General features: G+C 55.1%; 22 protein-coding genes. 21 read left to right on the top strand and 1 reads right to left on the bottom strand.

Annotation, left to right across the window (positions count from 1 at the left end; translation table 11 throughout):
• Positions 1–77 precede the first annotated feature (77 nt).
• The 9 genes from FOY93_RS06425 (at position 78) to rihA (ending at position 8,714) form a co-directional block, all read left to right on the top strand.
• Complete coding sequence (locus FOY93_RS06425) at positions 78–1,124, top strand: PhoH family protein (protein ID WP_136195349.1); 1,047 nt, start codon at positions 78–80, stop codon at positions 1,122–1,124.
• The gene (ybeY, locus tag FOY93_RS06420; RefSeq protein ID WP_008501052.1) at positions 1,121–1,588 is read left to right on the top strand and encodes an rRNA maturation RNase YbeY; all 468 of its coding nucleotides are present in this window, start codon (positions 1,121–1,123) and stop codon (positions 1,586–1,588) included. Before FOY93_RS06425 ends, ybeY begins: the two co-directional genes overlap by 4 nt.
• An 89-nt stretch (positions 1,589–1,677) precedes the next feature.
• The gene (corC, locus tag FOY93_RS06415; RefSeq protein WP_021242574.1) at positions 1,678–2,556 is read left to right on the top strand and encodes a CNNM family magnesium/cobalt transport protein CorC; all 879 of its coding nucleotides are present in this window, start codon (positions 1,678–1,680) and stop codon (positions 2,554–2,556) included.
• A 5-nt stretch (positions 2,557–2,561) separates the two neighbouring features.
• The gene (lnt, locus tag FOY93_RS06410; RefSeq protein ID WP_143344831.1) at positions 2,562–4,100 is read left to right on the top strand and encodes an apolipoprotein N-acyltransferase; all 1,539 of its coding nucleotides are present in this window, start codon (positions 2,562–2,564) and stop codon (positions 4,098–4,100) included.
• A gap of 354 nt (positions 4,101–4,454) precedes the next feature.
• Positions 4,455–5,360 (top strand): amino acid ABC transporter substrate-binding protein, encoded by a 906-nt coding sequence (locus FOY93_RS06400; RefSeq protein WP_008501049.1) that lies wholly within the window; start codon positions 4,455–4,457, stop codon positions 5,358–5,360.
• Positions 5,361–5,515: 155 nt separating this feature from the next.
• Complete coding sequence (gene gltJ, locus FOY93_RS06395; RefSeq protein WP_008501048.1) at positions 5,516–6,256, top strand: glutamate/aspartate ABC transporter permease GltJ; 741 nt, start codon at positions 5,516–5,518, stop codon at positions 6,254–6,256.
• The gene (gltK, locus tag FOY93_RS06390) at positions 6,256–6,930 is read left to right on the top strand and encodes a glutamate/aspartate ABC transporter permease GltK (protein ID WP_111964391.1); all 675 of its coding nucleotides are present in this window, start codon (positions 6,256–6,258) and stop codon (positions 6,928–6,930) included. The genes gltJ and gltK overlap by 1 nt, the downstream gene beginning before the upstream one ends.
• Positions 6,930–7,655 carry an amino acid ABC transporter ATP-binding protein gene (locus FOY93_RS06385; protein ID WP_014883001.1) on the top strand — a complete coding sequence of 242 codons (726 nt, stop codon included), beginning with the start codon at positions 6,930–6,932 and terminating at the stop codon, positions 7,653–7,655. The genes gltK and FOY93_RS06385 overlap by 1 nt, the downstream gene beginning before the upstream one ends.
• Before the next feature lie 120 nt (positions 7,656–7,775).
• Positions 7,776–8,714 (top strand): pyrimidine-specific ribonucleoside hydrolase RihA, encoded by a 939-nt coding sequence (gene rihA / locus FOY93_RS06380; protein WP_143344830.1) that lies wholly within the window; start codon positions 7,776–7,778, stop codon positions 8,712–8,714.
• A gap of 63 nt (positions 8,715–8,777) precedes the next feature.
• Here rihA and FOY93_RS06375 read toward each other — a convergent pair whose 3' ends face one another.
• Positions 8,778–9,260 (bottom strand): zinc ribbon-containing protein, encoded by a 483-nt coding sequence (locus FOY93_RS06375; RefSeq protein ID WP_111964474.1) that lies wholly within the window; start codon positions 9,258–9,260, stop codon positions 8,778–8,780.
• A gap of 214 nt (positions 9,261–9,474) precedes the next feature.
• Between FOY93_RS06375 and leuS the strand changes: the two genes are divergently transcribed.
• From leuS to lipB, 12 genes are all read left to right on the top strand, one after another.
• Entirely contained in the window at positions 9,475–12,057 is a 2,583-nt protein-coding gene (gene leuS, locus FOY93_RS06370; protein ID WP_143344829.1) for a leucine--tRNA ligase, read from the top strand.
• Between the two features lie 14 nt (positions 12,058–12,071).
• Positions 12,072–12,641 carry an LPS assembly lipoprotein LptE gene (gene lptE / locus FOY93_RS06365; protein WP_111964394.1) on the top strand — a complete coding sequence of 190 codons (570 nt, stop codon included), beginning with the start codon at positions 12,072–12,074 and terminating at the stop codon, positions 12,639–12,641.
• On the top strand, positions 12,641–13,672 hold the full coding sequence (gene holA, locus FOY93_RS06360; RefSeq protein ID WP_115874492.1) for a DNA polymerase III subunit delta: 1,032 nt from the start codon (positions 12,641–12,643) through the stop codon (positions 13,670–13,672). Before lptE ends, holA begins: the two co-directional genes overlap by 1 nt.
• Positions 13,665–14,330 carry a nicotinate-nucleotide adenylyltransferase gene (nadD, locus tag FOY93_RS06355; RefSeq protein ID WP_143344828.1) on the top strand — a complete coding sequence of 222 codons (666 nt, stop codon included), beginning with the start codon at positions 13,665–13,667 and terminating at the stop codon, positions 14,328–14,330. The genes holA and nadD overlap by 8 nt, the downstream gene beginning before the upstream one ends.
• A gap of 269 nt (positions 14,331–14,599) precedes the next feature.
• Positions 14,600–14,917, top strand: coding sequence for a ribosome silencing factor (gene rsfS, locus FOY93_RS06350; RefSeq protein WP_023334893.1), 318 nt, complete (start codon positions 14,600–14,602; stop codon positions 14,915–14,917).
• Positions 14,918–14,920: 3 nt separating this feature from the next.
• Positions 14,921–15,388 carry a 23S rRNA (pseudouridine(1915)-N(3))-methyltransferase RlmH gene (gene rlmH / locus FOY93_RS06345; protein WP_003858701.1) on the top strand — a complete coding sequence of 156 codons (468 nt, stop codon included), beginning with the start codon at positions 14,921–14,923 and terminating at the stop codon, positions 15,386–15,388.
• 28 nt (positions 15,389–15,416) lie between these two features.
• Complete coding sequence (mrdA, locus tag FOY93_RS06340) at positions 15,417–17,318, top strand: peptidoglycan DD-transpeptidase MrdA (RefSeq protein ID WP_008501038.1); 1,902 nt, start codon at positions 15,417–15,419, stop codon at positions 17,316–17,318.
• A gap of 2 nt (positions 17,319–17,320) precedes the next feature.
• Entirely contained in the window at positions 17,321–18,433 is a 1,113-nt protein-coding gene (gene mrdB, locus FOY93_RS06335; protein ID WP_023310746.1) for a peptidoglycan glycosyltransferase MrdB, read from the top strand.
• A gap of 16 nt (positions 18,434–18,449) precedes the next feature.
• Positions 18,450–19,562 (top strand): endolytic peptidoglycan transglycosylase RlpA, encoded by a 1,113-nt coding sequence (rlpA, locus tag FOY93_RS06330; protein ID WP_111964397.1) that lies wholly within the window; start codon positions 18,450–18,452, stop codon positions 19,560–19,562.
• A 139-nt stretch (positions 19,563–19,701) separates the two neighbouring features.
• Positions 19,702–20,913, top strand: a complete 1,212-nt coding sequence (dacA, locus tag FOY93_RS06325; protein ID WP_032638844.1) for a D-alanyl-D-alanine carboxypeptidase DacA — start codon at positions 19,702–19,704, stop codon at positions 20,911–20,913.
• 106 nt (positions 20,914–21,019) lie between these two features.
• Entirely contained in the window at positions 21,020–21,283 is a 264-nt protein-coding gene (gene ybeD, locus FOY93_RS06320; protein WP_006177135.1) for a DUF493 family protein YbeD, read from the top strand.
• 94 nt (positions 21,284–21,377) lie between these two features.
• Complete coding sequence (gene lipB, locus FOY93_RS06315; protein WP_111964398.1) at positions 21,378–22,019, top strand: lipoyl(octanoyl) transferase LipB; 642 nt, start codon at positions 21,378–21,380, stop codon at positions 22,017–22,019.
• Positions 22,020–22,164 lie beyond the last annotated feature (145 nt).

Genomic DNA, 22,164 nt, shown 5'->3' with positions numbered 1-22,164 from the left:
GCGTGAATAATTTCGGTAATGACCGTTTTATTACGCCGTGTGGCAGCGGGTCAGTTAACCAATTAAAGAGGAACAGTTTGAACATAGATACGCGTGAAATTAGCCTTGAGCCAGCAGACAACGCTCGCCTGCTGAGCCTGTGCGGGCCGTTTGATGACAACATCAAACAACTGGAGCGACGTCTCGGTATCGAAATCAATCGTCGCGATAATCATTTCAAACTTACCGGGCGCCCTATCTGCGTCAACGCCGCTGCGGACATTCTGCGTAGCCTGTATGTGGATACATCCCCCATGCGCGGCGAAATTCAGGATATCGAACCGGAACAAATTCACCTCGCCATTAAAGAGGCGCGCGTGCTTGAGCAAAGCGCGGAAAGCGTTCCGGACTACGGTAAGGCAATCAATATCAAGACGAAACGTGGCGTCATTAAGCCGCGTACGCCAAACCAGGCACAGTACATCGCCAATATCCTCGACCACGACATCACCTTCGGGGTGGGGCCGGCGGGCACGGGTAAAACCTATCTGGCCGTTGCCGCGGCGGTCGATGCGCTGGAACGCCAGGAGATCCGTCGAATTCTGCTGACCCGTCCGGCCGTTGAAGCGGGCGAAAAGCTGGGCTTCCTGCCGGGCGATCTGAGCCAGAAGGTCGACCCGTATCTGCGTCCTTTATACGATGCGCTGTTCGAAATGCTGGGCTTTGAGAGGGTCGAGAAGCTCATTGAGCGTAACGTTATCGAAGTTGCCCCGCTCGCCTACATGCGCGGCCGTACGCTGAACGATGCGTTCATCATTCTTGATGAAAGCCAGAACACCACCATCGAACAGATGAAAATGTTCCTGACGCGTATCGGCTTTAACTCGAAAGCGGTCATCACCGGTGACGTCACCCAGATCGACCTGCCGCGCAGCACCAAATCAGGCCTGCGCCACGCCATTGAAGTGCTGGCCGAGGTCGACGAAATCAGCTTTAACTTCTTCCATAGTGAAGACGTGGTACGCCACCCGGTGGTCGCGCGTATCGTTAACGCCTATGAAGCCTGGGAAGAGGCGGATCAGAAGCGTAAGGCCGAACTGGCCGCAGAACGTAAGCGCGAAGCGCAGGAGCAAGAACAGAAATGAGTCAGGTGATCCTCGATTTACAGCTGGCCTGTGAAGACAATTCCGGCATGCCAGATGAGGCACAGTTTCAGAAATGGCTGGATGCCGTTATTCCTCAGTTTCAGGAAGAATCAGAAGTTACGATTCGCCTGGTGGATGAAGCGGAAAGCCATGAGCTTAACCTGACCTATCGCGGGAAAGATAAGCCGACCAACGTGCTCTCTTTCCCGTTCGAAGCGCCTCCGGGCATTGAGATGCCGCTGCTGGGCGATCTGATCATCTGCCGTCAGGTGGTTGAACAGGAAGCCAAAGAGCAGCAAAAGCCGCTTGAGGCCCACTGGGCGCATATGGTGGTACACGGCAGTCTGCATCTGCTCGGCTACGATCACATTGAAGATGACGAAGCGGAAGAGATGGAGTCCCTCGAGACAGAGATAATGCTTGCTCTGGGCTATGAGGATCCGTACATTGCCGAGAAAGAATAGTCCGTCACCTGACTGACTCCCCTGCCGCCACGAAAGGATATCGCGTGGCTGTATACGTTGAACTAACAAGAGAACCCTTAACAAACGCCATGAGCGACGACAATTCACACAGTAGCGACACGACAACCAGTAAAAAGGGATTTTTCTCCCTCATTCTGAACCAGCTTTTCCACGGCGAACCCAAAAACCGTGATGAACTGCTGGAGCTGATTCGTGATTCCGGGCAGAACGACCTTATCGATGAAGATACGCGCGAAATGCTCGAAGGGGTTATGGACATCGCCGACCAGCGCGTTCGCGATATCATGATCCCCCGCTCGCAGATGATCACCCTGAAACGTAACCAGACCCTGGACGAGTGCCTCGATGTCATCATCGAATCCGCCCACTCGCGTTTCCCGGTCATCAGCGAAGACAAAGATCACATCGAAGGGATTTTGATGGCGAAAGATCTGCTGCCGTTTATGCGCAGCGATGCCGAAGCCTTCAGCATGGAAAAAGTGTTACGCCAGGCCGTGGTTGTGCCGGAAAGTAAACGTGTGGATCGGATGCTGAAAGAGTTTCGCTCTCAGCGTTACCACATGGCGATTGTTATTGATGAATTTGGTGGCGTCTCCGGTCTGGTCACGATCGAGGATATCCTTGAGCTGATCGTGGGCGAAATCGAAGACGAGTACGACGAAGAAGAGGATATCGACTTCCGTCAGCTCAGCCGCCACACCTGGACCGTGCGCGCGCTGGCCTCCATTGAGGACTTCAACGACGCCTTCGGGACCCACTTCAGCGATGAAGAGGTCGATACCATTGGCGGGCTGGTGATGCAGGCCTTTGGTCATCTCCCGGCGCGCGGTGAGACCGTTGACATCGACGGTTACCAGTTCAAAGTAGCCATGGCCGACAGCCGACGTATTATACAGGTTCACGTCAGAACGCCGGACGACTCACCGGTGCCAAAACTGGAAGATTAATGTAAATGGCATTTGCCCCATTGCTTGAACGCCAGCGCGTCCGTTTGCTGCTGGCGCTGTTACTCGGAGCCAGCGGTACGCTGGCTTTTTCTCCTTACGATATCTGGCCCGCGGCCATACTCTCCCTGATGGGGCTTCAGGGTCTGACCCTGAACCGTCGTCCGGTACAGGCTGCCGCTATCGGCTACTTCTGGGGACTGGGGCTGTTTGGCTCAGGTATTAACTGGGTCTACGTCAGCATCGCCCAGTTTGGCGGTATGCCTGGCCCGGTAAACGTCTTCCTGGTGGTACTGCTCGCCGCGTATCTCTCGCTTTATACCGGCCTGTTCGCCGGCATCCTTTCTCGCCTGTGGCCCAAAACCACTTGGCTGCGCGTCGCCATTGCCGCACCGGTGGTCTGGCAAATCACGGAGTTCCTGCGCGGCTGGGTGCTGACCGGCTTCCCGTGGCTGCAGTTCGGCTACAGTCAGATTGACGGCCCGCTCAAGGGCCTGGCGCCGGTCATGGGCGTTGAGGCCATTAACTTCCTGCTGATGGTGGTCAGCGGCCTGCTGGTCCTGGCGCTGGTCACGCGCGGCTGGAAGCCGCTGGTTGTGGCGCTGGTGCTGTTCGCCCTGCCCTTCCCGCTGCGCTATATCCAGTGGTTCACGCCTGAGCCCGCGCGCGCCATGCAGGTTTCCATGGTTCAGGGGAACATCCCGCAGTCCATGAAGTGGGACGAGAAAGAGCTGCTGAACACGCTGAAGATCTACGCCAACGCCACCGAAGAGGTGATGGGCAAATCGCAGCTGATTATCTGGCCGGAGTCTGCCATTCCCGATCTGGAGATCAACCAGCAGCCGTTCCTCAGCATGATGAACGACCTGCTGCTCTCGCGTGGCAGCACGCTAATCACCGGGATTGTCGATGCACGTCTGAATCAGCAGAACCGCTACGACACCTACAACACCATCATTACGCTCGGAAAAGACAGCGAATACAGCTACCACTCCACTGACCGGTACAACAAGAACCATCTGGTGCCGTTCGGTGAATTTGTCCCGCTGGAGTCGATTCTGCGCCCGCTGGCCCCGTTCTTCGACCTGCCGATGTCCTCCTTCAGCCGCGGCCCGTACGTACAGCCTCAGCTGCACGCGCACGGCGCAGCCCTGACGGCGGCTATCTGCTACGAAATCATCCTCGGCGAGCAGGTGCGTGATAACTTCCGCCCTGATACAGACTATCTGCTGACCATCTCCAACGATGCCTGGTTTGGTAAGTCTATCGGCCCGTGGCAGCACTTCCAGATGGCACGTATGCGCTCTCTGGAGCTGGCGCGTCCGCTGCTGCGCAGCACCAACAACGGCATCACCGCCGTGATTGGTCCGCAGGGTGAAATCCAGGCGATGATCCCGCAGTTTACCCGAGAGGTGCTGACCACGAATGTCACGCCAACCACAGGCCTGACTCCATATGCGCGCACCGGCAACTGGCCGCTGTGGATCCTGACCGCGCTATTCGGCTTTGGCGCGGTGCTGATGAGCCTGCGCCAGCGTCGTAAATAACCTTCCCTTCTGTTGCCGGGTGGCGGCTACGCCTTACCCGGCAATCCCTCCCAAATCTTAAAACTGGCACGCCTATTGCTTTGTTTATTCAGGTAAACGCAGTTTGGCTTAACGTGCAACTTTGTCGCACCAGCGTAGATCACCGGCAGCACCGTAACGGTGCAACGGGAGATATTTGCCTCTGAATGGTGCGGCGCGCTTCGCAAAAATAAACAATAACGCAGCAAAATCTTTACATTAAGCCAGACTAAATGTTAACAAGCTTGCATAACACTGCACTCGCATTGCGCGAGATATAACAACATCACAATGGGTATCAATGCGTCGCTGGCGCTGATAAAAAAGGAGTTGGGTATGCAATTACGTAAACTGGCCACAGCAATGCTGGTTATGGGAATGTCTGCAGGCGTGGTTCACGCTGAAGATGCGCCTGCAGCAGGCAGTACTCTCGACAAGATTGCCAAAAACGGCGTTATCGTGGTCGGCCACCGTGAATCTTCTGTCCCGTTCTCTTACTACGACAACACGCAAAAAGTCGTGGGCTATTCACAGGATTACTCCAACGCCATCGTTGAAGCCGTGAAGAAAAAGCTGAACAAACCTGACCTGCAGGTGAAGCTGATCCCAATCACTTCACAGAACCGTATTCCACTGCTGCAAAACGGCACCTTTGACTTCGAGTGTGGCTCCACCACTAACAACCTGGAGCGTCAGAAACAGGCTGCTTTCTCTGACACCATCTTTGTCGTGGGTACCCGCCTGCTGACGAAGAAAGGCGGTGAGATCAAAGACTTCGCTGACCTGAAAGGTAAAGCGGTTGTCGTGACCTCCGGTACCACGTCAGAAGTGCTGCTCCACAAGCTGAACGACGAGAAGAAAATGGACATGCGCATCATCAGCGCGAAAGACCATGGCGACTCCTTCCGTACCCTGGAAAGCGGTCGTGCCGTCGCATTTATGATGGATGACGCCCTGCTGGCGGGCGAGCGTGCGAAAGCGAAAAAACCAGACAACTGGGATATCGTCGGTACCGCGCAGTCGAAAGAAGCCTACGGCTGTATGCTGCGTAAAGACGATCCGCAGTTTAAAAAGCTGATCGATGACACCATCGCTCAGGTGCAGACCTCCGGCGAAGCGGAAAAATGGTTCGACAAATGGTTCAAGAACCCGATTCCACCGAAAAACCTGAACATGAATTTTGAACTGTCTGACGACATGAAAGCGCTGTTCAAATCTCCAAATGACAAGGCTCTTAACTAATTAGAACAACAGGGGCGGGATCTCCTGCCCTCTCGATTGTCGGGAAGCATGGACAGACTATACGTTGAGTGGTCGTTCCCCACTCAGCGCGAAAAATGAGCTTCTCACCAATCTTCGAGGGTAGCGCTGCTACCCTTTTTTTTCTGGAGTTTATTATGTCAATCGACTGGAACTGGGGCATATTCCTGCAACAAGCCCCGTTCGGCAACACCACCTATCTTGGCTGGCTGTGGAGCGGCTTTCAGGTCACCGTGGCATTATCGATAACGGCGTGGATTATCGCGTTTCTTGTCGGTTCTTTGTTCGGTATTCTGCGCACCGTCCCTAACCGCTTTCTTTCAACACTTGGCACCCTGTATGTGGAACTGTTCCGTAACGTTCCGCTGATCGTGCAATTCTTTACCTGGTATCTGGTTATCCCGGAACTGCTGCCGGAAAATATTGGCATGTGGTTCAAGTCGGAACTGGATCCGAACGTGCAGTTTTTTGTCTCCTCCATGATGTGTCTGGGGCTGTTTACCGCTGCGCGCGTTTGCGAGCAGGTGCGTGCCGCCATTCAGTCATTGCCGCGCGGACAAAAAAATGCGGGCCTGGCGATGGGCCTGACGCTGCCCCAAACCTACCGCTACGTGCTGCTGCCAAACGCCTACCGCGTTATCGTTCCACCGATGACCTCAGAGATGATGAACCTGGTGAAAAACTCGGCCATCGCCTCGACTATCGGCCTGGTCGATATGGCCGCGCAGGCGGGCAAACTGCTGGATTACTCCGCTCACGCGTGGGAATCCTTCACCGCGATCACGCTCGCGTATGTTCTGATTAACGCTTTCATCATGCTGGTGATGAACCTGGTTGAACGCAAAATTCGCCTGCCGGGCAACATGGGGGGCAAATAATGTACGAATTTGACTGGAGTTCTGTCGTTCCATCCATGCCTTACCTGCTTGATGGACTGATGATTACCTTAAAAATCACCGTCATTGCCATCATCGTCGGTATCGTCTGGGGCACCCTGCTGGCCGTCATGCGCCTGTCGAGCTTTAAGCCGCTCGCATGGTTTGCAACCGCCTACGTTAACGTGTTCCGTTCCATCCCGCTGGTGATGGTGCTGTTGTGGTTTTACCTGATTGTGCCCGGCTTCCTGCAAAACGTGCTGGGGCTGTCGCCGAAAACCGATATCCGTCTGATCTCCGCCATGGTGGCGTTCTCAATGTTTGAGGCCGCTTACTACTCTGAGATTATCCGAGCGGGCATTCAGAGTATCTCCCGTGGGCAATCCAGCGCCGCGCTGGCCCTGGGGATGACGCACTGGCAGTCCATGCAGCTCATTATTCTGCCGCAGGCGTTTCGCGCCATGGTTCCGCTCCTGCTTACCCAGGGTATCGTGTTGTTCCAGGATACCTCGCTGGTCTACGTTCTGAGTCTGGCAGACTTTTTCCGTACCGCGTCAACCATCGGCGAACGTGATGGTACGCAGGTTGAGATGGTGCTCTTTGCGGGTGCGGTCTATTTTGTGATTAGTTTAAGCGCGTCGCTGTTGGTCAGCTGGCTGAAGAAAAGGACGGTATAATGATTTCCCTGAAAAATGTTTCTAAATGGTATGGGCACTTTCAGGTGCTGACCGACTGCTCCACCGAGGTAAAAAAAGGTGATGTGGTAGTGGTGTGCGGGCCGTCCGGTTCCGGTAAATCGACGCTGATCAAAACTGTTAACGGACTGGAGCCGGTCCAGCAGGGTGAGATCGTCGTCAACGGCACCAAAGTCAACGACAAGAAAACCAACCTCGCCCAGCTTCGCTCTCACGTTGGCATGGTGTTCCAGCATTTTGAGCTGTTCCCACACCTCTCCATTATTGAGAACCTGACGCTGGCGCAGGTAAAAGTGCTTAAGCGTGATAAAAAAGCGTCGCGCGAGAAAGGCCTTAAGCTCCTGGAACGCGTTGGGCTCTCGGCGCATGCCGATAAGTTCCCGGCGCAGCTTTCTGGCGGCCAGCAGCAGCGTGTGGCGATCGCCCGCGCGCTGTGCATGGATCCAGTGGCGATGCTGTTTGATGAGCCAACGTCGGCGCTCGATCCAGAGATGATCAACGAAGTGCTGGACGTGATGGTCGAGCTGGCGCACGAAGGGATGACCATGATGGTTGTGACCCACGAAATGGGCTTCGCACGTAAGGTGGCCAACCGCGTGATCTTTATGGACGAAGGGAAAATTGTCGAAGATTCTCCGAAAGAGGAGTTCTTCGCCAACCCGAAATCTGAACGTGCGAAAGATTTCCTCGCCAAAATCCTGCACTAATCTTCCCGGTGCGCAATCTGCGGATTGCGCACTGCTTCACGCTTTAACTCTCTTTATCTATTCGGCGTCACATTGCAGCGTTAACCTTGTCACAAAATAACGCTATAAATGGAGAACGCTATGGCACAACCCATCATTTTCGATTGCGATCCGGGTCATGATGACGCGATCGCGCTCGTTCTTGCACTTGCCTCCCCTGAACTCGACGTCAAAGCCGTCACCTCTTCCGCCGGAAACCAGACGCCGGATAAAACCCTGCGTAACGTTTTGCGCATGCTGACGCTGCTTGGGCGCACCGATATTCCCGTCGCCGGTGGCGCCCTCAAGCCCCTGATGCGTGAATTAATTATCGCGGATAACGTGCATGGTGAAAGCGGGCTGGACGGTCCGGCACTGCCGGAGCCGGGCTTTACGCCGCAAAACTGTACCGCCGTGGTGCTGATGGCGAAGGTGCTGCGCGAGAGCGCGGAGCCCGTCACGCTGGTGGCAACGGGACCGCAAACCAACGTCGCGCTGCTGCTGAACTGCCATCCTGAACTGCACGGTAAAATCGCCCGTATCGTCATCATGGGCGGAGCCATGGGGCTGGGAAACTGGACGCCGTCTGCAGAATTCAACATTTTTGTCGACCCGGAAGCGGCGGAGATTGTGTTCCAGTCAGGCTTGCCAGTTGTGATGGCAGGGCTGGACGTGACCCATCGCGCACAGATTATGGCAGACGACATTGAGCGCTTCCGTGCCGTGGGTAATCCGGTCGCGACAACCGTGGCTGAGCTGCTCGACTTCTTTATGGAGTATCACAAAGCCGAGAAGTGGGGCTTCCACGGCGCGCCGCTGCACGATCCGTGTACCATTGCCTGGCTGTTAAAACCGGAGATGTTTACTACGGTTCACAGATGGGTTGGCGTCGAAACGCAGGGGAAATACACCCAGGGCATGACGGTGGTGGACTACTACTCACTGACGGGAAATAAGCCGAATACTACGGTGATGGTGGATATTGACCGGGAGGCGTTTGTGGATTTGCTGGCGGAGAGGCTGGCTTACTATAGTGCGTAGTGCGGCCTGATGCCCTCACCCCGGCCCTCTCCCACAGGGAGAGGGCGCAAACCTGCGCTTTACCTAGGGCTCAAACGGCCGACGCTGGAACTGATCGTGGCCGCATTTCGGACACAGCGGCAGCACGTCCGGCGTATAGACCGCAATATGGTGGTGGCAATTCTCGCACACCAGATTTCCCAGCCCGACCACCTCACCGCTGTGGTACACACCGTGGTGGTTCAAATCCTGAAAGACTTCACGCCACTCCAGCTGCGTTTTATCCGTGATGTCGGCCAGCTCCTGCCACAGGCTCTCTTTGATCACCCGCATGAAAACGCTGTCCGTGACCTCCTCCTGGCTCTCCTGGTAGCTGCGAGCAAACTCTTCCAGATCGCGACGCACGGCACGCGTCACCTCTTCCACTTCGGTTCGCGTTAACTCACCCGTTTGCGACACACGGGCACGCGCCTGCTCCACCAGCGCGTCGATATCGCGCTCGCCGTTACGCAGCCGCTCCGTCAGTGTCGCCACCAGTTCGCGGTAAAATTGAGCAACCTTGTTCATCATTTTGCCTCCCGGGTAAGTAACTATTTCTAATAATAGACCTTATTTCACCGCCGCTTTGTCAGGTGAAGCACAGACCCGGTAAATTCCTGCAAAGCGCATTTGTGCGAAAGGCTGTTTTGACGCGGGCGTTTGGGCTATGCTATGCGGATCTGAATTACCACATCCATTGGCTACATTTGTAGCTGTATTGAAAACAGGACCACTGGCTGCCATGCAAGAGCAATACCGCCCGGAAGAGATAGAATCAAAAGTCCAGCAACACTGGGACGAGAAGCGCACCTTTGAAGTAACCGAAGACGAGAGCAAAGAGAAGTATTACTGCCTGTCGATGCTTCCCTATCCTTCTGGTCGACTACACATGGGCCACGTGCGTAACTACACCATCGGCGATGTGATTGCGCGTTACCAGCGCATGCTCGGCAAAAACGTGCTCCAGCCTATCGGCTGGGATGCGTTCGGTCTTCCTGCGGAAGGCGCAGCGGTCAAAAACAACACCGCACCGGCACCGTGGACGTACGACAACATCGCGTACATGAAAAACCAGCTCAAAATGCTGGGCTTTGGCTATGACTGGAGCCGCGAGCTGGCAACCTGTACCCCAGAATACTATCGCTGGGAGCAGAAGTTCTTCACCGAGCTGTACAAAAAAGGGCTGGTGTATAAGAAGACCTCTGCCGTTAACTGGTGCCCGAACGACCAGACCGTTCTCGCGAACGAACAGGTTATTGATGGCTGCTGCTGGCGCTGTGACACCAAAGTTGAGCGTAAAGAGATCCCTCAGTGGTTTATCAAAATCACCGCTTACGCTGATGAGCTGCTGAACGATCTGGATAATCTGGACCACTGGCCAGATACCGTTAAGACCATGCAGCGCAACTGGATCGGCCGTTCCGAAGGCGTGGAAATCACCTTCAACGTTGAGAACTACGACCAGACCCTGACCGTCTACACCACCCGTCCGGACACCTTCATGGGCGCGACCTACCTGGCCGTGGCCGCAGGTCACCCGCTGGCGCAGAAAGCGGCAGAAAACAATCCGGAACTGTCTACCTTCATCGACGAATGCCGCAACACCAAAGTGGCCGAAGCCGATATGGCAACGATGGAGAAAAAAGGCGTTGATACCGGCTTTAAAGCCATTCACCCGCTGACTGGCGAAGCGATCCCTGTCTGGGCCGCCAACTTCGTACTGATGGAATACGGCACGGGCGCCGTGATGGCCGTTCCGGGTCACGATCAGCGCGACTACGAATTTGCCACCAAATATGGCCTGACCATCAAGCCTGTTATCCTGGCGGCTGACGGTTCAGAACCAGACCTGTCTGAACAAGCGCTGACCGAAAAAGGGACCTTGTTCAACTCCGGCGAGTTCAGCGGTCTGAGCTTCGAAGAGGGCTTCAACGCCATCGCCGATAAGCTGGCCTCTCTGGGCGTGGGTGAGCGTAAGGTTAACTTCCGTCTGCGCGACTGGGGTGTTTCCCGTCAGCGTTACTGGGGTGCACCAATCCCAATGGTGACGCTGGAAGATGGCACCGTGATGCCAACGCCGGAAGATCAGCTCCCGGTGATCCTGCCGGAAGACGTCGTCATGGACGGCATCACCAGCCCGATCAAAGCCGATCCTGAGTGGGCAAAAACCACCGTCAACGGTCAGCCTGCGCTGCGCGAAACAGACACCTTTGACACCTTTATGGAGTCATCCTGGTACTATGCTCGCTACACCTGTCCGCAGTATCAGGAAGGCATGCTGGATTCCAAAGCGGCAAACTACTGGCTGCCGGTAGATATCTACATCGGCGGCATTGAACACGCCATCATGCACCTGCTTTACTTCCGCTTCTTCCACAAGCTGATGCGCGATGCGGGCATGGTGAACTCTGACGAACCGGCCAAACAGCTGCTGTGTCAGGGCATGGTGCTGGCAGATGCATTCTATTACGTCGGTGCCAACGGCGAGCGTAACTGGGTTTCTCCGGTTGACGCCATCGTCGAGCGCGACGAGAAAGGCCGTATCGTGAAGGCGAAAGACGCCGAAGGCCATGAACTGGTTTATACCGGCATGAGCAAGATGTCCAAGTCGAAAAACAACGGTATCGACCCACAGGTGATGGTTGAGCGCTACGGTGCGGACACCGTTCGTCTGTTCATGATGTTTGCCTCTCCGGCTGATATGACTCTGGAGTGGCAGGAATCTGGCGTTGAAGGCGCTAACCGTTTCCTGAAACGCGTCTGGAAACTGGTTTATGAACATACTGCTCTGGGTGATGCCCCGGCGCTGAACGCCGCCGCACTGACTGAAGATCAGCAGGCGCTGCGTCGCGATGTTCATAAAACGATTGCGAAAGTGACCGATGATATTGGTCGTCGTCAGACCTTCAATACCGCAATTGCGGCTATTATGGAACTGATGAACAAGCTGGCGAAAGCCCCGCAGGACGGTGAGCAGGATCGCGCCTTAATGCGTGAAGCACTGCTGGCTGTTGTTCGCATGCTGAACCCGTTCACTCCACACGTTAGCTTCACCCTGTGGCAGGAGCTGAAAGGCGAAGGCGATATCGACAACGCGCCGTGGCCGCAGGCTGACGAAGCCGCGATGGTGGAAAACACGACGCTGGTAGTGGTTCAGGTGAACGGTAAAGTCCGCGGTAAAATTACCGTGGCGGTCGATGCAACCGAAGAACAGGTTCGCGAGCGCGCGGGTCAGGAACCTCTGGTCGCAAAATATCTTGAGGGCGTTACCGTACGTAAAGTGATCTACGTACCGGGTAAACTGCTCAATCTGGTCGTTGGCTAAGCGCGGGAGGAAACGTGCGACAACTGGCAACAATACTCTTATCACTGGCGGTGCTTGTCACCGCTGGCTGCGGATGGCACCTGCGCAATACCACGGCGGTGCCTGCTGAGATGAAAACGATGATTTTCGACTCATCAGATCCGAATGGCCCACTCAGCCGGGCAATTCGTAATCAGCTGCGTCTGAACGGCGTTGAGCTTGTTGAGAAACAAACGCTGCGCCAGGATGTACCGTCTCTGCGTATTATAGGAGGAGGTCTGTCGAGAGATACCGCTTCTATCTTCCAGGATGGCCGTACAGCTGAATATCAGATGGTGCTGACGGTCAGCGCAGCGGTCCTGATCCCGGGTAAAGACATCTATCCGATCAGCACGAAAGTGTACCGTTCGTTCTTCGATAACCCGCAGACGGCGCTGGCAAAAGATGCCGAACAGCAGATTATCATCAACGAAATGTACGACAAGGCGGCGGAACAGCTAATCCGTAAACTGCCAAGTATTGCAGCGTCTACCAAACAAGGCTCTGACATTGTTGAAAAACCGGTTGCTGGCACGCTTCCTGCTGCTAACTCTCTGGGTAAATGATGATCAGGCTGTATCCTGAACAACTCCGCGCGCAGCTCAAAGAAGGGCTGCGCGCGGCGTATCTGCTTCTTGGAAACGATCCGTTATTACTTCAGGAAAGCCTGGATGCCGTGCGGCATGAGGCCGCTTCTCAGGGCTTCGATGAACACCACACCGTCCAGCTGGATAACAGCACCGACTGGAATGCCCTCTTCTCACTCTGTCAGGCGATGAGCCTTTTTGCGTCGCGCCAGACTATTCAGATCCTGCTGCCGGAGAACGGCCCTAACGCGGCCATCAATGAACAGCTGGCCACGCTGGTCAGCCTGCTTCACAGCGATCTGCTGCTGATTGTGCGCGGTAACAAACTCACCAAAGCGCAGGAAAACGCGGCGTGGTTCACCCAACTCGCAGCCCACGCGGTACAGGTCACCTGTCAGACGCCTGAACAGGCGCATCTGCCAAAATGGGTCGCAGCGAGAGCGAAGCAGAACAACCTTGAGCTGGATGATGCGGCGAACCAACTGCTCTGCTACTGCTATGAAGGCAATCTGCTTGCACTGGCACAGGCGCTGGACAGACTCTCCCTGCTCTGGCCGGATGGCAAGCTGACCTTGCCGCGCGTCGAGCAGGCCGTTAACGACGCGGCACACTTCACGCCGTTCCACTGGGTGGACGCGCTGCTGTCGGCGAAAAGCAAACGCGCCCTGCATATTCTGCAACAGCTGCGTCTCGAAGGGAGCGAACCCGTTATTCTGCTGCGTACGCTGCAGCGCGAATTACTGCTGCTGATTACGCTCAAGCGTCAGTCTGCCCATACGCCGCTGCGTTCGCTGTTTGATAAACACCGCGTGTGGCAAAATCGCCGGGCTTTGACCACCGAGGCCGTCAACCGCCTGAGTCATGAACAGCTTCGTCAGGCTGTACAGCTTCTGATGCGCGCAGAGCTCACGTTAAAACAAGATTACGGCCAGTCGGTGTGGGCGGAGCTGGAAAGCCTTTCTCTGCTGCTCTGCCACAAGGCGCTGGCAGACGTTTTTATTGATGGATAGCATGCATTCTTTACAGGCCTTATATGGCGGCACCTTCGACCCGGTACATTACGGGCATCTGAAGCCGGTTGAAATTCTGGCGAATCTGATCGGCCTTCAGCGCGTCACCATTATGCCCAACAATGTCCCGCCCCATCGTCCACAGCCCGAGGCGACCAGCGAGCAGCGAAAAGAGATGCTTGCCCTTGCCATTGCGGATAAACCCCTCTTCCGACTTGACGAGCGTGAGCTGCGTCGCGACACCCCCTCCTGGACATCTCAGACGCTTCAGGAGTGGCGCGCCGAACAAGGGCCAGACCAGCCGCTGGCGTTTATGATCGGCCAGGATTCCCTGCTGAATTTCCCCACATGGCATCAGTATGAAACTATTCTGGAGAACAGCCACCTGCTGGTCTGCCGCCGTCCGGGCTATCCGCTGACCATGCGCGAAGCGCAGTACCAGCAGTGGCTGGAAGACCATCTCACCGATAATGTTGAAGATCTTCATAATCAGCCTGCCGGGAAGATCTATCTGGCGGAAACGCCGTGGTTCGATATCTCTGCGACCCTCATTCGTGAGCGTTTACAGCAGGGTTTAGCCTGTGACGATCTGCTCCCCGCACCGGTGTTAGCCTATATCCATGCGCACGGTTTGTATCAGAAAAGCGCAGATGAATAGCCGGAAGGCATAAAAAGCGGCTTATTGTTTATCCTGCCTTGACAGGGTAAGCCATACTGTTATTCTCCGCTGCCAGACTTTCCCGCCGATAATTGCTTTACAGAAATTGTTTTACAAAAATGGCGATGCAATCTCAGGCGGAGGGTGGGATGATACCCGCCTTCTGAAGCCCGACCGGAGACATTTGTCCCGACACAGGCGTGAGTTCAGGTATACTGTCTGGCTACGAATTCAAAGTTTTACAATCTCATTCACCCCAGGGGGAAAACTTGCAGGGTAAAGCACTCCAGGATTTTGTTATTGACAAAATTGATGACCTGAAAGGTCAGGACATCATCGCTATCGACGTTAAGGGTAAATCCAGTATTACCGACTGCATGATCATCTGCACCGGTACATCGACGCGTCATGTTGTTTCGATTGCCGATCACGTGGTTCAGGAATCGCGTGCAGCAGGGCTGTTGCCGCTGGGCGTTGAAGGTGAAGCGACGGCTGACTGGGTGGTGGTCGACCTCGGCGATGTGATTGTCCACGTCATGCAGGACGAGAGCCGTCGCCTGTATGAGCTGGAAAAACTCTGGGGTTAATGCGTGAAGTTGCAGCTGGTCGCTGTCGGCACCAAAATGCCGGACTGGGTACAAACCGGTTTTACTGAATATCTGCGTCGTTTTCCAAAAGACATGCCGTTCGAGCTGGTGGAAATTCCCGCCGGTAAGCGCGGCAAGAACGCTGATATCAAACGTATTCTCGATAAAGAGGGCGAACTGATGCTGGCTGCCGCAGGCAAGAACCGCATCGTCACCCTCGATATTCCAGGTAAGCCCTGGGATACGCCGCAGCTGGCGCATGAACTGGAGCGCTGGAAGCAGGATGGCCGTGACGTCAGTCTGTTGATTGGCGGGCCAGAAGGGTTATCCCCTGCCTGCAAAGCGGCGGCTGAACAAAGTTGGTCCCTCTCCGCGCTGACGCTTCCCCACCCGCTCGTTCGGGTACTGGTGGCTGAAAGCCTGTATCGCGCGTGGAGCATTACTACCAACCACCCCTATCACCGCGAGTAATGACTGACCAGGGTAGATTAAGCAGCGGATGAAACTACAGAATTCTTTTCGCGACTATACGGCTGAGTCCGCGCTGTTTGTGCGCCGGGCGCTGGTCGCCTTTACCGGGATTTTGCTGCTTACCGGCGTGCTGATCGCCAACCTTTATAATCTGCAAATTGTCCGCTTTACCGACTACCAGACGCGTTCAAACGAAAACCGTATTAAGCTGGTGCCTATCGCACCCAGCCGCGGCATTATTTACGATCGTAACGGCACCCCGCTGGCGCTAAACCGCACCATCTATCAAATCGAGATGATGCCGGAAAAAGTCGATAATGTTCAGGATACGCTGGAAGCGCTGAAGAGCGTTGTTGATCTTAACGATGACGATATCGCCGCCTTCAAAAAAGAGCGCGCCCGCTCTCACCGTTTTACCTCCATTCCGGTTAAAACCAATCTGACGGAAGTTCAGGTGGCCCGCTTTGCGGTGAACCAGTACCGTTTCCCCGGCGTGGAAGTGAAGGGCTATAAGCGTCGCTACTATCCCTACGGCTCCGCCCTGACGCATGTAATTGGCTACGTCTCCAAAATTAACGACAAAGACGTTGACCGTCTTGATAAAGACGGCAAGCTGGCCAACTACGCCGCAACGCACGATATCGGTAAGCTGGGGATCGAACGTTACTACGAAGACGTTCTGCACGGGCAAACCGGCTATGAAGAGGTTGAGGTTAACAACCGTGGCCGCGTGATCCGCCAGCTGAAAGAAGTGCCGCCTCAGGCGGGGCATGACGTCTATCTGACGCTCGACCTCAAGCTTCAGCAGTATATTGAAACCCTGCTGGCGGGCAGTCGTGCAGCCGTTGTGGTCACCGATCCTCGTACCGGCGGCATCCTGGCGATGGTCTCCATGCCTAGCTATGACCCGAACCTCTTCGTTGACGGCATATCCAGTAAAGACTATTCCGGTCTGCTGAACGATCCGAACACGCCGCTGGTGAACCGTGCAACGCAAGGGGTTTACCCGCCGGCATCAACGGTTAAACCGTACGTCGCGGTTTCTGCGCTGAGTGCCGGCGTCATCAACCGTAATACCAGCCTGTTTGACCCAGGCTGGTGGCAGCTGCCTGGCTCAGATAAGCGCTATCGTGACTGGAAAAAATGGGGCCACGGTCATCTGAACGTCACCAAATCGCTGGAGGAGTCTGCGGATACCTTCTTCTATCAGGTGGCGTATGACATGGGGATCGACCGCCTGTCAGAATGGATGAGCAAATTCGGCTACGGACACTATACCGGCGTTGACCTTGCAGAAGAACGCTCCGGCAACATGCCGACGCGCGAATGGAAGCTGAAGCGTTTTAAAAAACCGTGGTATCAGGGCGACACCATTCCGGTGGGTATCGGTCAGGGCTACTGGACGGCAACGCCGCTTCAGATGAACAAAGCCATGATGATCCTCATCAATGACGGCGTGGTGAAAGTGCCGCATCTGCTGCAGAGTACGGTTGAAGACGGCAAAAAAGTGCCGTGGAACCAGCCGCATGAAGCCCCGGTGGGTGACATACATTCAGGCTTCTGGGAAATTGCGAAAGACGGTATGTACGGCGTGGCAAACCGCCCGAACGGTACCGCACACAAGTATTTCGCCGGGACGCCGTACAAAGTGGCGGCGAAGTCCGGTACTGCGCAGGTGTTTGGTCTTAAGGCCAATGAAACCTATAACGCGCACCGCATTGCTGAACGTCTGCGTGACCATAAGCTGATGACGGCGTTTGCTCCTTATGACAACCCGCAGGTCGCGGTGGCAATGATTCTCGAGAACGGCGGTGCCGGGCCTGCAGTAGGGACCATCATGCGCCAGATCCTTGACCACATCATGCTGGGTGATAACAACACCGAACTGCCGGCTGAAAACCCGGCCGCCGCTGCGGCGGAGGACCAATAATCATGACGGATAATCCAAATAAAAAATCGCTGTGGGACAAAATCCACATCGACCCAGCCATGCTGCTGATCCTGCTGGCTCTGCTGGTTTACAGCGCGCTGGTTATCTGGAGCGCCAGCGGCCAGGACATCGGGATGATGGAGCGCAAAATCGGCCAGATCGCCATGGGTCTAATTATCATGGTGGTGATGGCGCAGATCCCGCCGCGCGTCTACGAAGGCTGGGCGCCCTATCTCTACATCTTCTGTATTATTCTGCTGGTTGCGGTCGATGCGTTTGGCGCCATTTCAAAAGGGGCGCAGCGCTGGCTGGATCTGGGCGTTGTCCGCTTCCAGCCCTCTGAAATTGCCAAAATCGCCGTTCCACTGATGGTGGCACGCTTTATCAACCGCGACGTCTGTCCGCCGTCTCTGAAGAATACCGCTATCGCGCTGGTGCTGATTTTCCTGCCAACGCTGCTGGTTGCGGCACAGCCTGACCTGGGGACCTCAATCCTTATTGCCCTCTCCGGCCTGTTTGTCCTGTTCCTGTCGGGACTGAGCTGGCGCCTGATTGGTATCGCGGTGGTGCTGATTGCGGCTTTCATTCCTATCCTGTGGTTCTTCCTGATGCATGACTACCAGCGCCAGCGCGTTATGATGCTGCTCGATCCGGAAACCGATCCGCTGGGCGCGGGCTATCATATTATTCAGTCAAAGATTGCGATTGGCTCCGGCGGGCTGCGCGGTAAAGGCTGGCTGCACGGCACGCAGTCTCAGCTGGAATTTTTACCGGAACGCCACACCGACTTTATCTTTGCCGTACTGGCGGAAGAACTGGGACTGGTTGGCATCTTAATATTGCTGGCGCTTTATGTACTGCTGATCATGCGTGGATTGTGGATTGCAGCACGCGCGCAAACCACCTTTGGTCGCGTCATGGCTGGCGGGTTGATGCTGATTTTATTCGTTTATGTCTTCGTAAATATTGGTATGGTGAGTGGTATTCTGCCGGTGGTAGGCGTACCGCTGCCGCTGGTGAGTTACGGAGGCTCGGCACTGATCGTGTTGATGGCCGGGTTTGGTATCGTGATGTCGATCCATACCCACAGAAAAATGTTGTCAAAAAGCGTATAAAAATAAGGGGATCGGAATGCGTAAGCAGTGGCTGGGGATCTGCATTGCGGCAAGTTTACTTGCGGCCTGCACAAGTGATGATGGTCAGCAACAGGCAACCGTCGCGCCGCCGCAGCCTGCGGTGTGTAATGGCCCGATCGTTGAAATCAGCGGTGCCGATCCCGTTTATGAACCGCTGAATGCCAGTGCCAATCAGGATTACGAGCGCGACGGCAAAAGCTATAAAATTGTTCAGGACCCTTCCCGTTTCAGTCAGGCGGGCTTTGCCGCCATTTATGATGCCGAGCCAGGCAGTAACCTGACGGCATCCGGGGAAGCGTTCGACCCAATGCAGCTGACGGCAGCACATCCGACGCTGCCTATCCCGAGCTACGCCCGTATCACCAACCTGGCGAACGGCCGTATGATCGTCGTGCGCATCAACGACCGCGGCCCGTACGGGAATGACCGGGTGATTTCCCTGTCGCGCGCGTCTGCCGATCGCCTGAACACCTCGAACAACACCAAGGTCCGTATTGACCCGATTATCGTCGCGCAGGATGGTTCGCTCTCCGGGCCGGGAACCGCGTGTACGACGGTCGCAAAACAGACCTATGCCCTTCCTGACCGCCCAAATCTTGACGGCGGAATGGGAAGCGTCTCGTCTCCGGCAGAGCCTGCTCAGCCGGGGGGAGAAATCCGCCCGATCAGTAATGATACGCTGCAAAGCGAAGATTCTACCGGCGCGCCGGTAAAGAGTAGCGGTTTTCTTGGCGCCCCAACGACCTTAGCCTCGGGCGTGCTGGAAGGCAGTGAGCCTACTCCAGCCCCTGCTCCCGTTGCCGCGCCAGCAACCCAGCCGGCTCCCGTAACGGCGCCCGCGGCCACGCAAAGTGCGGCGGTGGCGGCTCCAACAGCAGCCAGCGGCAGCTATGTGGTTCAGGTCGGTGCAGTGAGCGATCAGGCCCGGGCCAAACAGTATCAGCAGCGTCTGAGCCAGCAGTTTGGCGTACCAGGACGCGTTGAGCAGAACGGTGCGGTCTGGCGCATTCAGATGGGGCCGTTTGCCAGCAAATCGCAGGCCGCCTCCCTGCAGCAGCGTTTGCAGAATGAAGCTCAGCTTCAGTCATTTATCGCTGTTGCAAAATAATTAACCGGCGGTATCCGAATTGTCAGTTTGTGTAAAACGCATTCACAAACTCATGCTTAAAGTCGGATGCCTGCCTGAATAGCATTTGCTATAGTAAGGCACTTTTTTTAATTCCATCACGGATGTCGTAGTTCTGACCATGAAGACCACTTTTTCTGCTCGTTTTGTGCAGCGCATGGCGCTGACCACGGCCCTTTGCGCGGCTGCGCTCTCTGCAGCTCACGCCGATGACCTGAATATCAAGACCATGATCCCTGGCGTTCCGCAAATCGACGCGGAATCCTACATCCTGATCGATTACAACTCTGGCAAAGTGCTGGCAGAACAGAATGCCGATGCCCGCCGTGACCCGGCCAGCCTGACCAAAATGATGACCAGCTACGTTATCGGCCAGGCGATGAAGGCGGGTAAATTCAAAGAATCGGATCTGGTCACCATCGGTAACGATGCGTGGGCAACCGGGAACCCTGTTTTCAAAGGTTCCTCTCTGATGTTCCTGAAGCCGGGTATGCAGGTTCCTGTTTCCCAGCTGATTCGCGGTATCAACCTGCAGTCGGGTAACGACGCCTGCGTGGCAATGGCCGATTTCGCCGCCGGTAGCCAGGACGCCTTCGTGGGCCTGATGAACAGCTACGTGAACGCGCTGGGTCTGAAAAATAGCCATTTCCAGACCGTACACGGCCTGGATGCAGACGGCCAGTACAGCTCCGCGCGTGACATGGCTCTGATTGGTCAGGCGCTGATCCGCGATGTCCCCAATGAATACTCTATCTATAAAGAGAAAGAGTTCACCTTCAACGGTATTCGTCAGACCAACCGTAACGGTCTGCTGTGGGATAACAGCCTGAACGTTGACGGCATCAAAACTGGCCACACCGACAAAGCGGGCTACAACCTGGTGGCCTCTGCCACTGAAGGTCAGATGCGTCTGATCTCTGCCGTGATGGGCGGCCGCACCTTCAAAGGTCGTGAAACAGAAAGCAAGAAGCTGCTGACCTGGGGCTTCCGTTTCTTCGAAACCGTGAACCCACTGAAAGCAGGCAAAGAGTTTGCGTCTGAACCCGTCTGGTTCGGCGACAACGACCGTGCTTCACTCGGTGTTGATAAAGATCTCTATCTGACCATTCCGCGTGGTCGTATGAAGGATCTGAAAGCCAGCTACGTACTGAACAGCACCGAGCTGCACGCCCCGCTGCAGAAAAACCAGGTTGTGGGCACGATCAACTTCCAGCTGGATGGCAAAACGATCGATCAGCGTCCGCTGGTGGTCCTGCAAGAAATTCCTGAAGGCAATTTCTTCGGCAAAATCATTGATTACATTAAATTGATGTTCCACCACTGGTTTGGTTAAAAATTGAACACTTGAAAGTGTGATTTTGATCCCCATATACTAAGTATCCTGATAACTCCCACCTGACGTGGGAGTTATTATTTTTTGACGTTACGCCGGAGCTGACATGAAAACCAAACTTAACGAACTGCTTGAATTCCCTACCTCATTTACCTACAAAGTAATGGGTCTGGCGAAACCTGAGCTGGTTGATCAGGTGGTTGAAGTGGTACAGCGCCATGCGCCCGGTGACTACTCTCCGTCAGTAAAACCAAGCAGCAAGGGCAACTACCACTCGGTTTCTATTACCATCACTGCGACACATATTGAGCAGGTTGAAACGCTTTACGAAGAACTCGGCAATATCGAAATTGTTCGTATGGTGCTGTAGCCCCTTTGCGGTTACCCGGTTTGCCGGGTAACCCCTCTCCCCGCTGTGATATAATCCCGCACACCTTTTGTCCCTCGTCTTCGGAGACGCAGTTTTGTATCAGGATAAAATTCTGGTCCGTCACCTCGGGCTGCAACCTTATGAGCCTGTCTCCCAGGCTATGCATGACTTCACCGATTCACGCGATGACAGCACCCCGGATGAGATCTGGCTTGTCGAACACCTGCCGGTATTTACTCAGGGTCAGGCGGGTAAAGCAGAACATTTGTTAATGACGGGAGATATCCCGGTTATTCAGAGCGATCGCGGCGGTCAGGTCACTTACCATGGACCCGGGCAGCAGGTGATGTACGTCCTGCTCAACCTGAAGCGCAGAAAGCTGGGCGTCCGCGAACTGGTTACCTTACTGGAACAAACTGTCGTCAACACGCTGGCGGAATATGGTATTGATGCGCATCCGCGAGCCGATGCGCCTGGGGTGTACGTTGGGGAAATGAAAATCTGCTCTCTGGGGCTGCGTATTCGTAAAGGCTGTTCGTTCCACGGCCTGGCATTGAACATTAATATGGATCTCGCCCCTTTCCAGCGCATAAACCCCTGCGGCTACGCCGGCATGGAAATGACGCAAGTGCGTCAGTGGGTTGAAACCGCTACGCCAGACAGTATTCGTCCCGTGCTTTTGAAGAATGTTTTAGCACTACTTAACAATCCCCCACACGAATATATCGCTGCTTAATATATCATACAACATGGCTCGCTAATTTGGCGGGCCACCGTTTATTTACCGTTTTTGCGCTTTACAATATTCCACAGATTCTATATTTTCGAAGCGCCCGAATATTACCGCTACATATTATTTAGCCTCCAGCAAGTACGGCAAA

It is taken from the genome of Enterobacter sp. 18A13 (assembly GCF_007035975.1).
GTDB classification, from domain to species: domain Bacteria; phylum Pseudomonadota; class Gammaproteobacteria; order Enterobacterales; family Enterobacteriaceae; genus Enterobacter; species Enterobacter vonholyi.
This window is presented reverse-complemented; position numbering and strand designations above follow the sequence as displayed.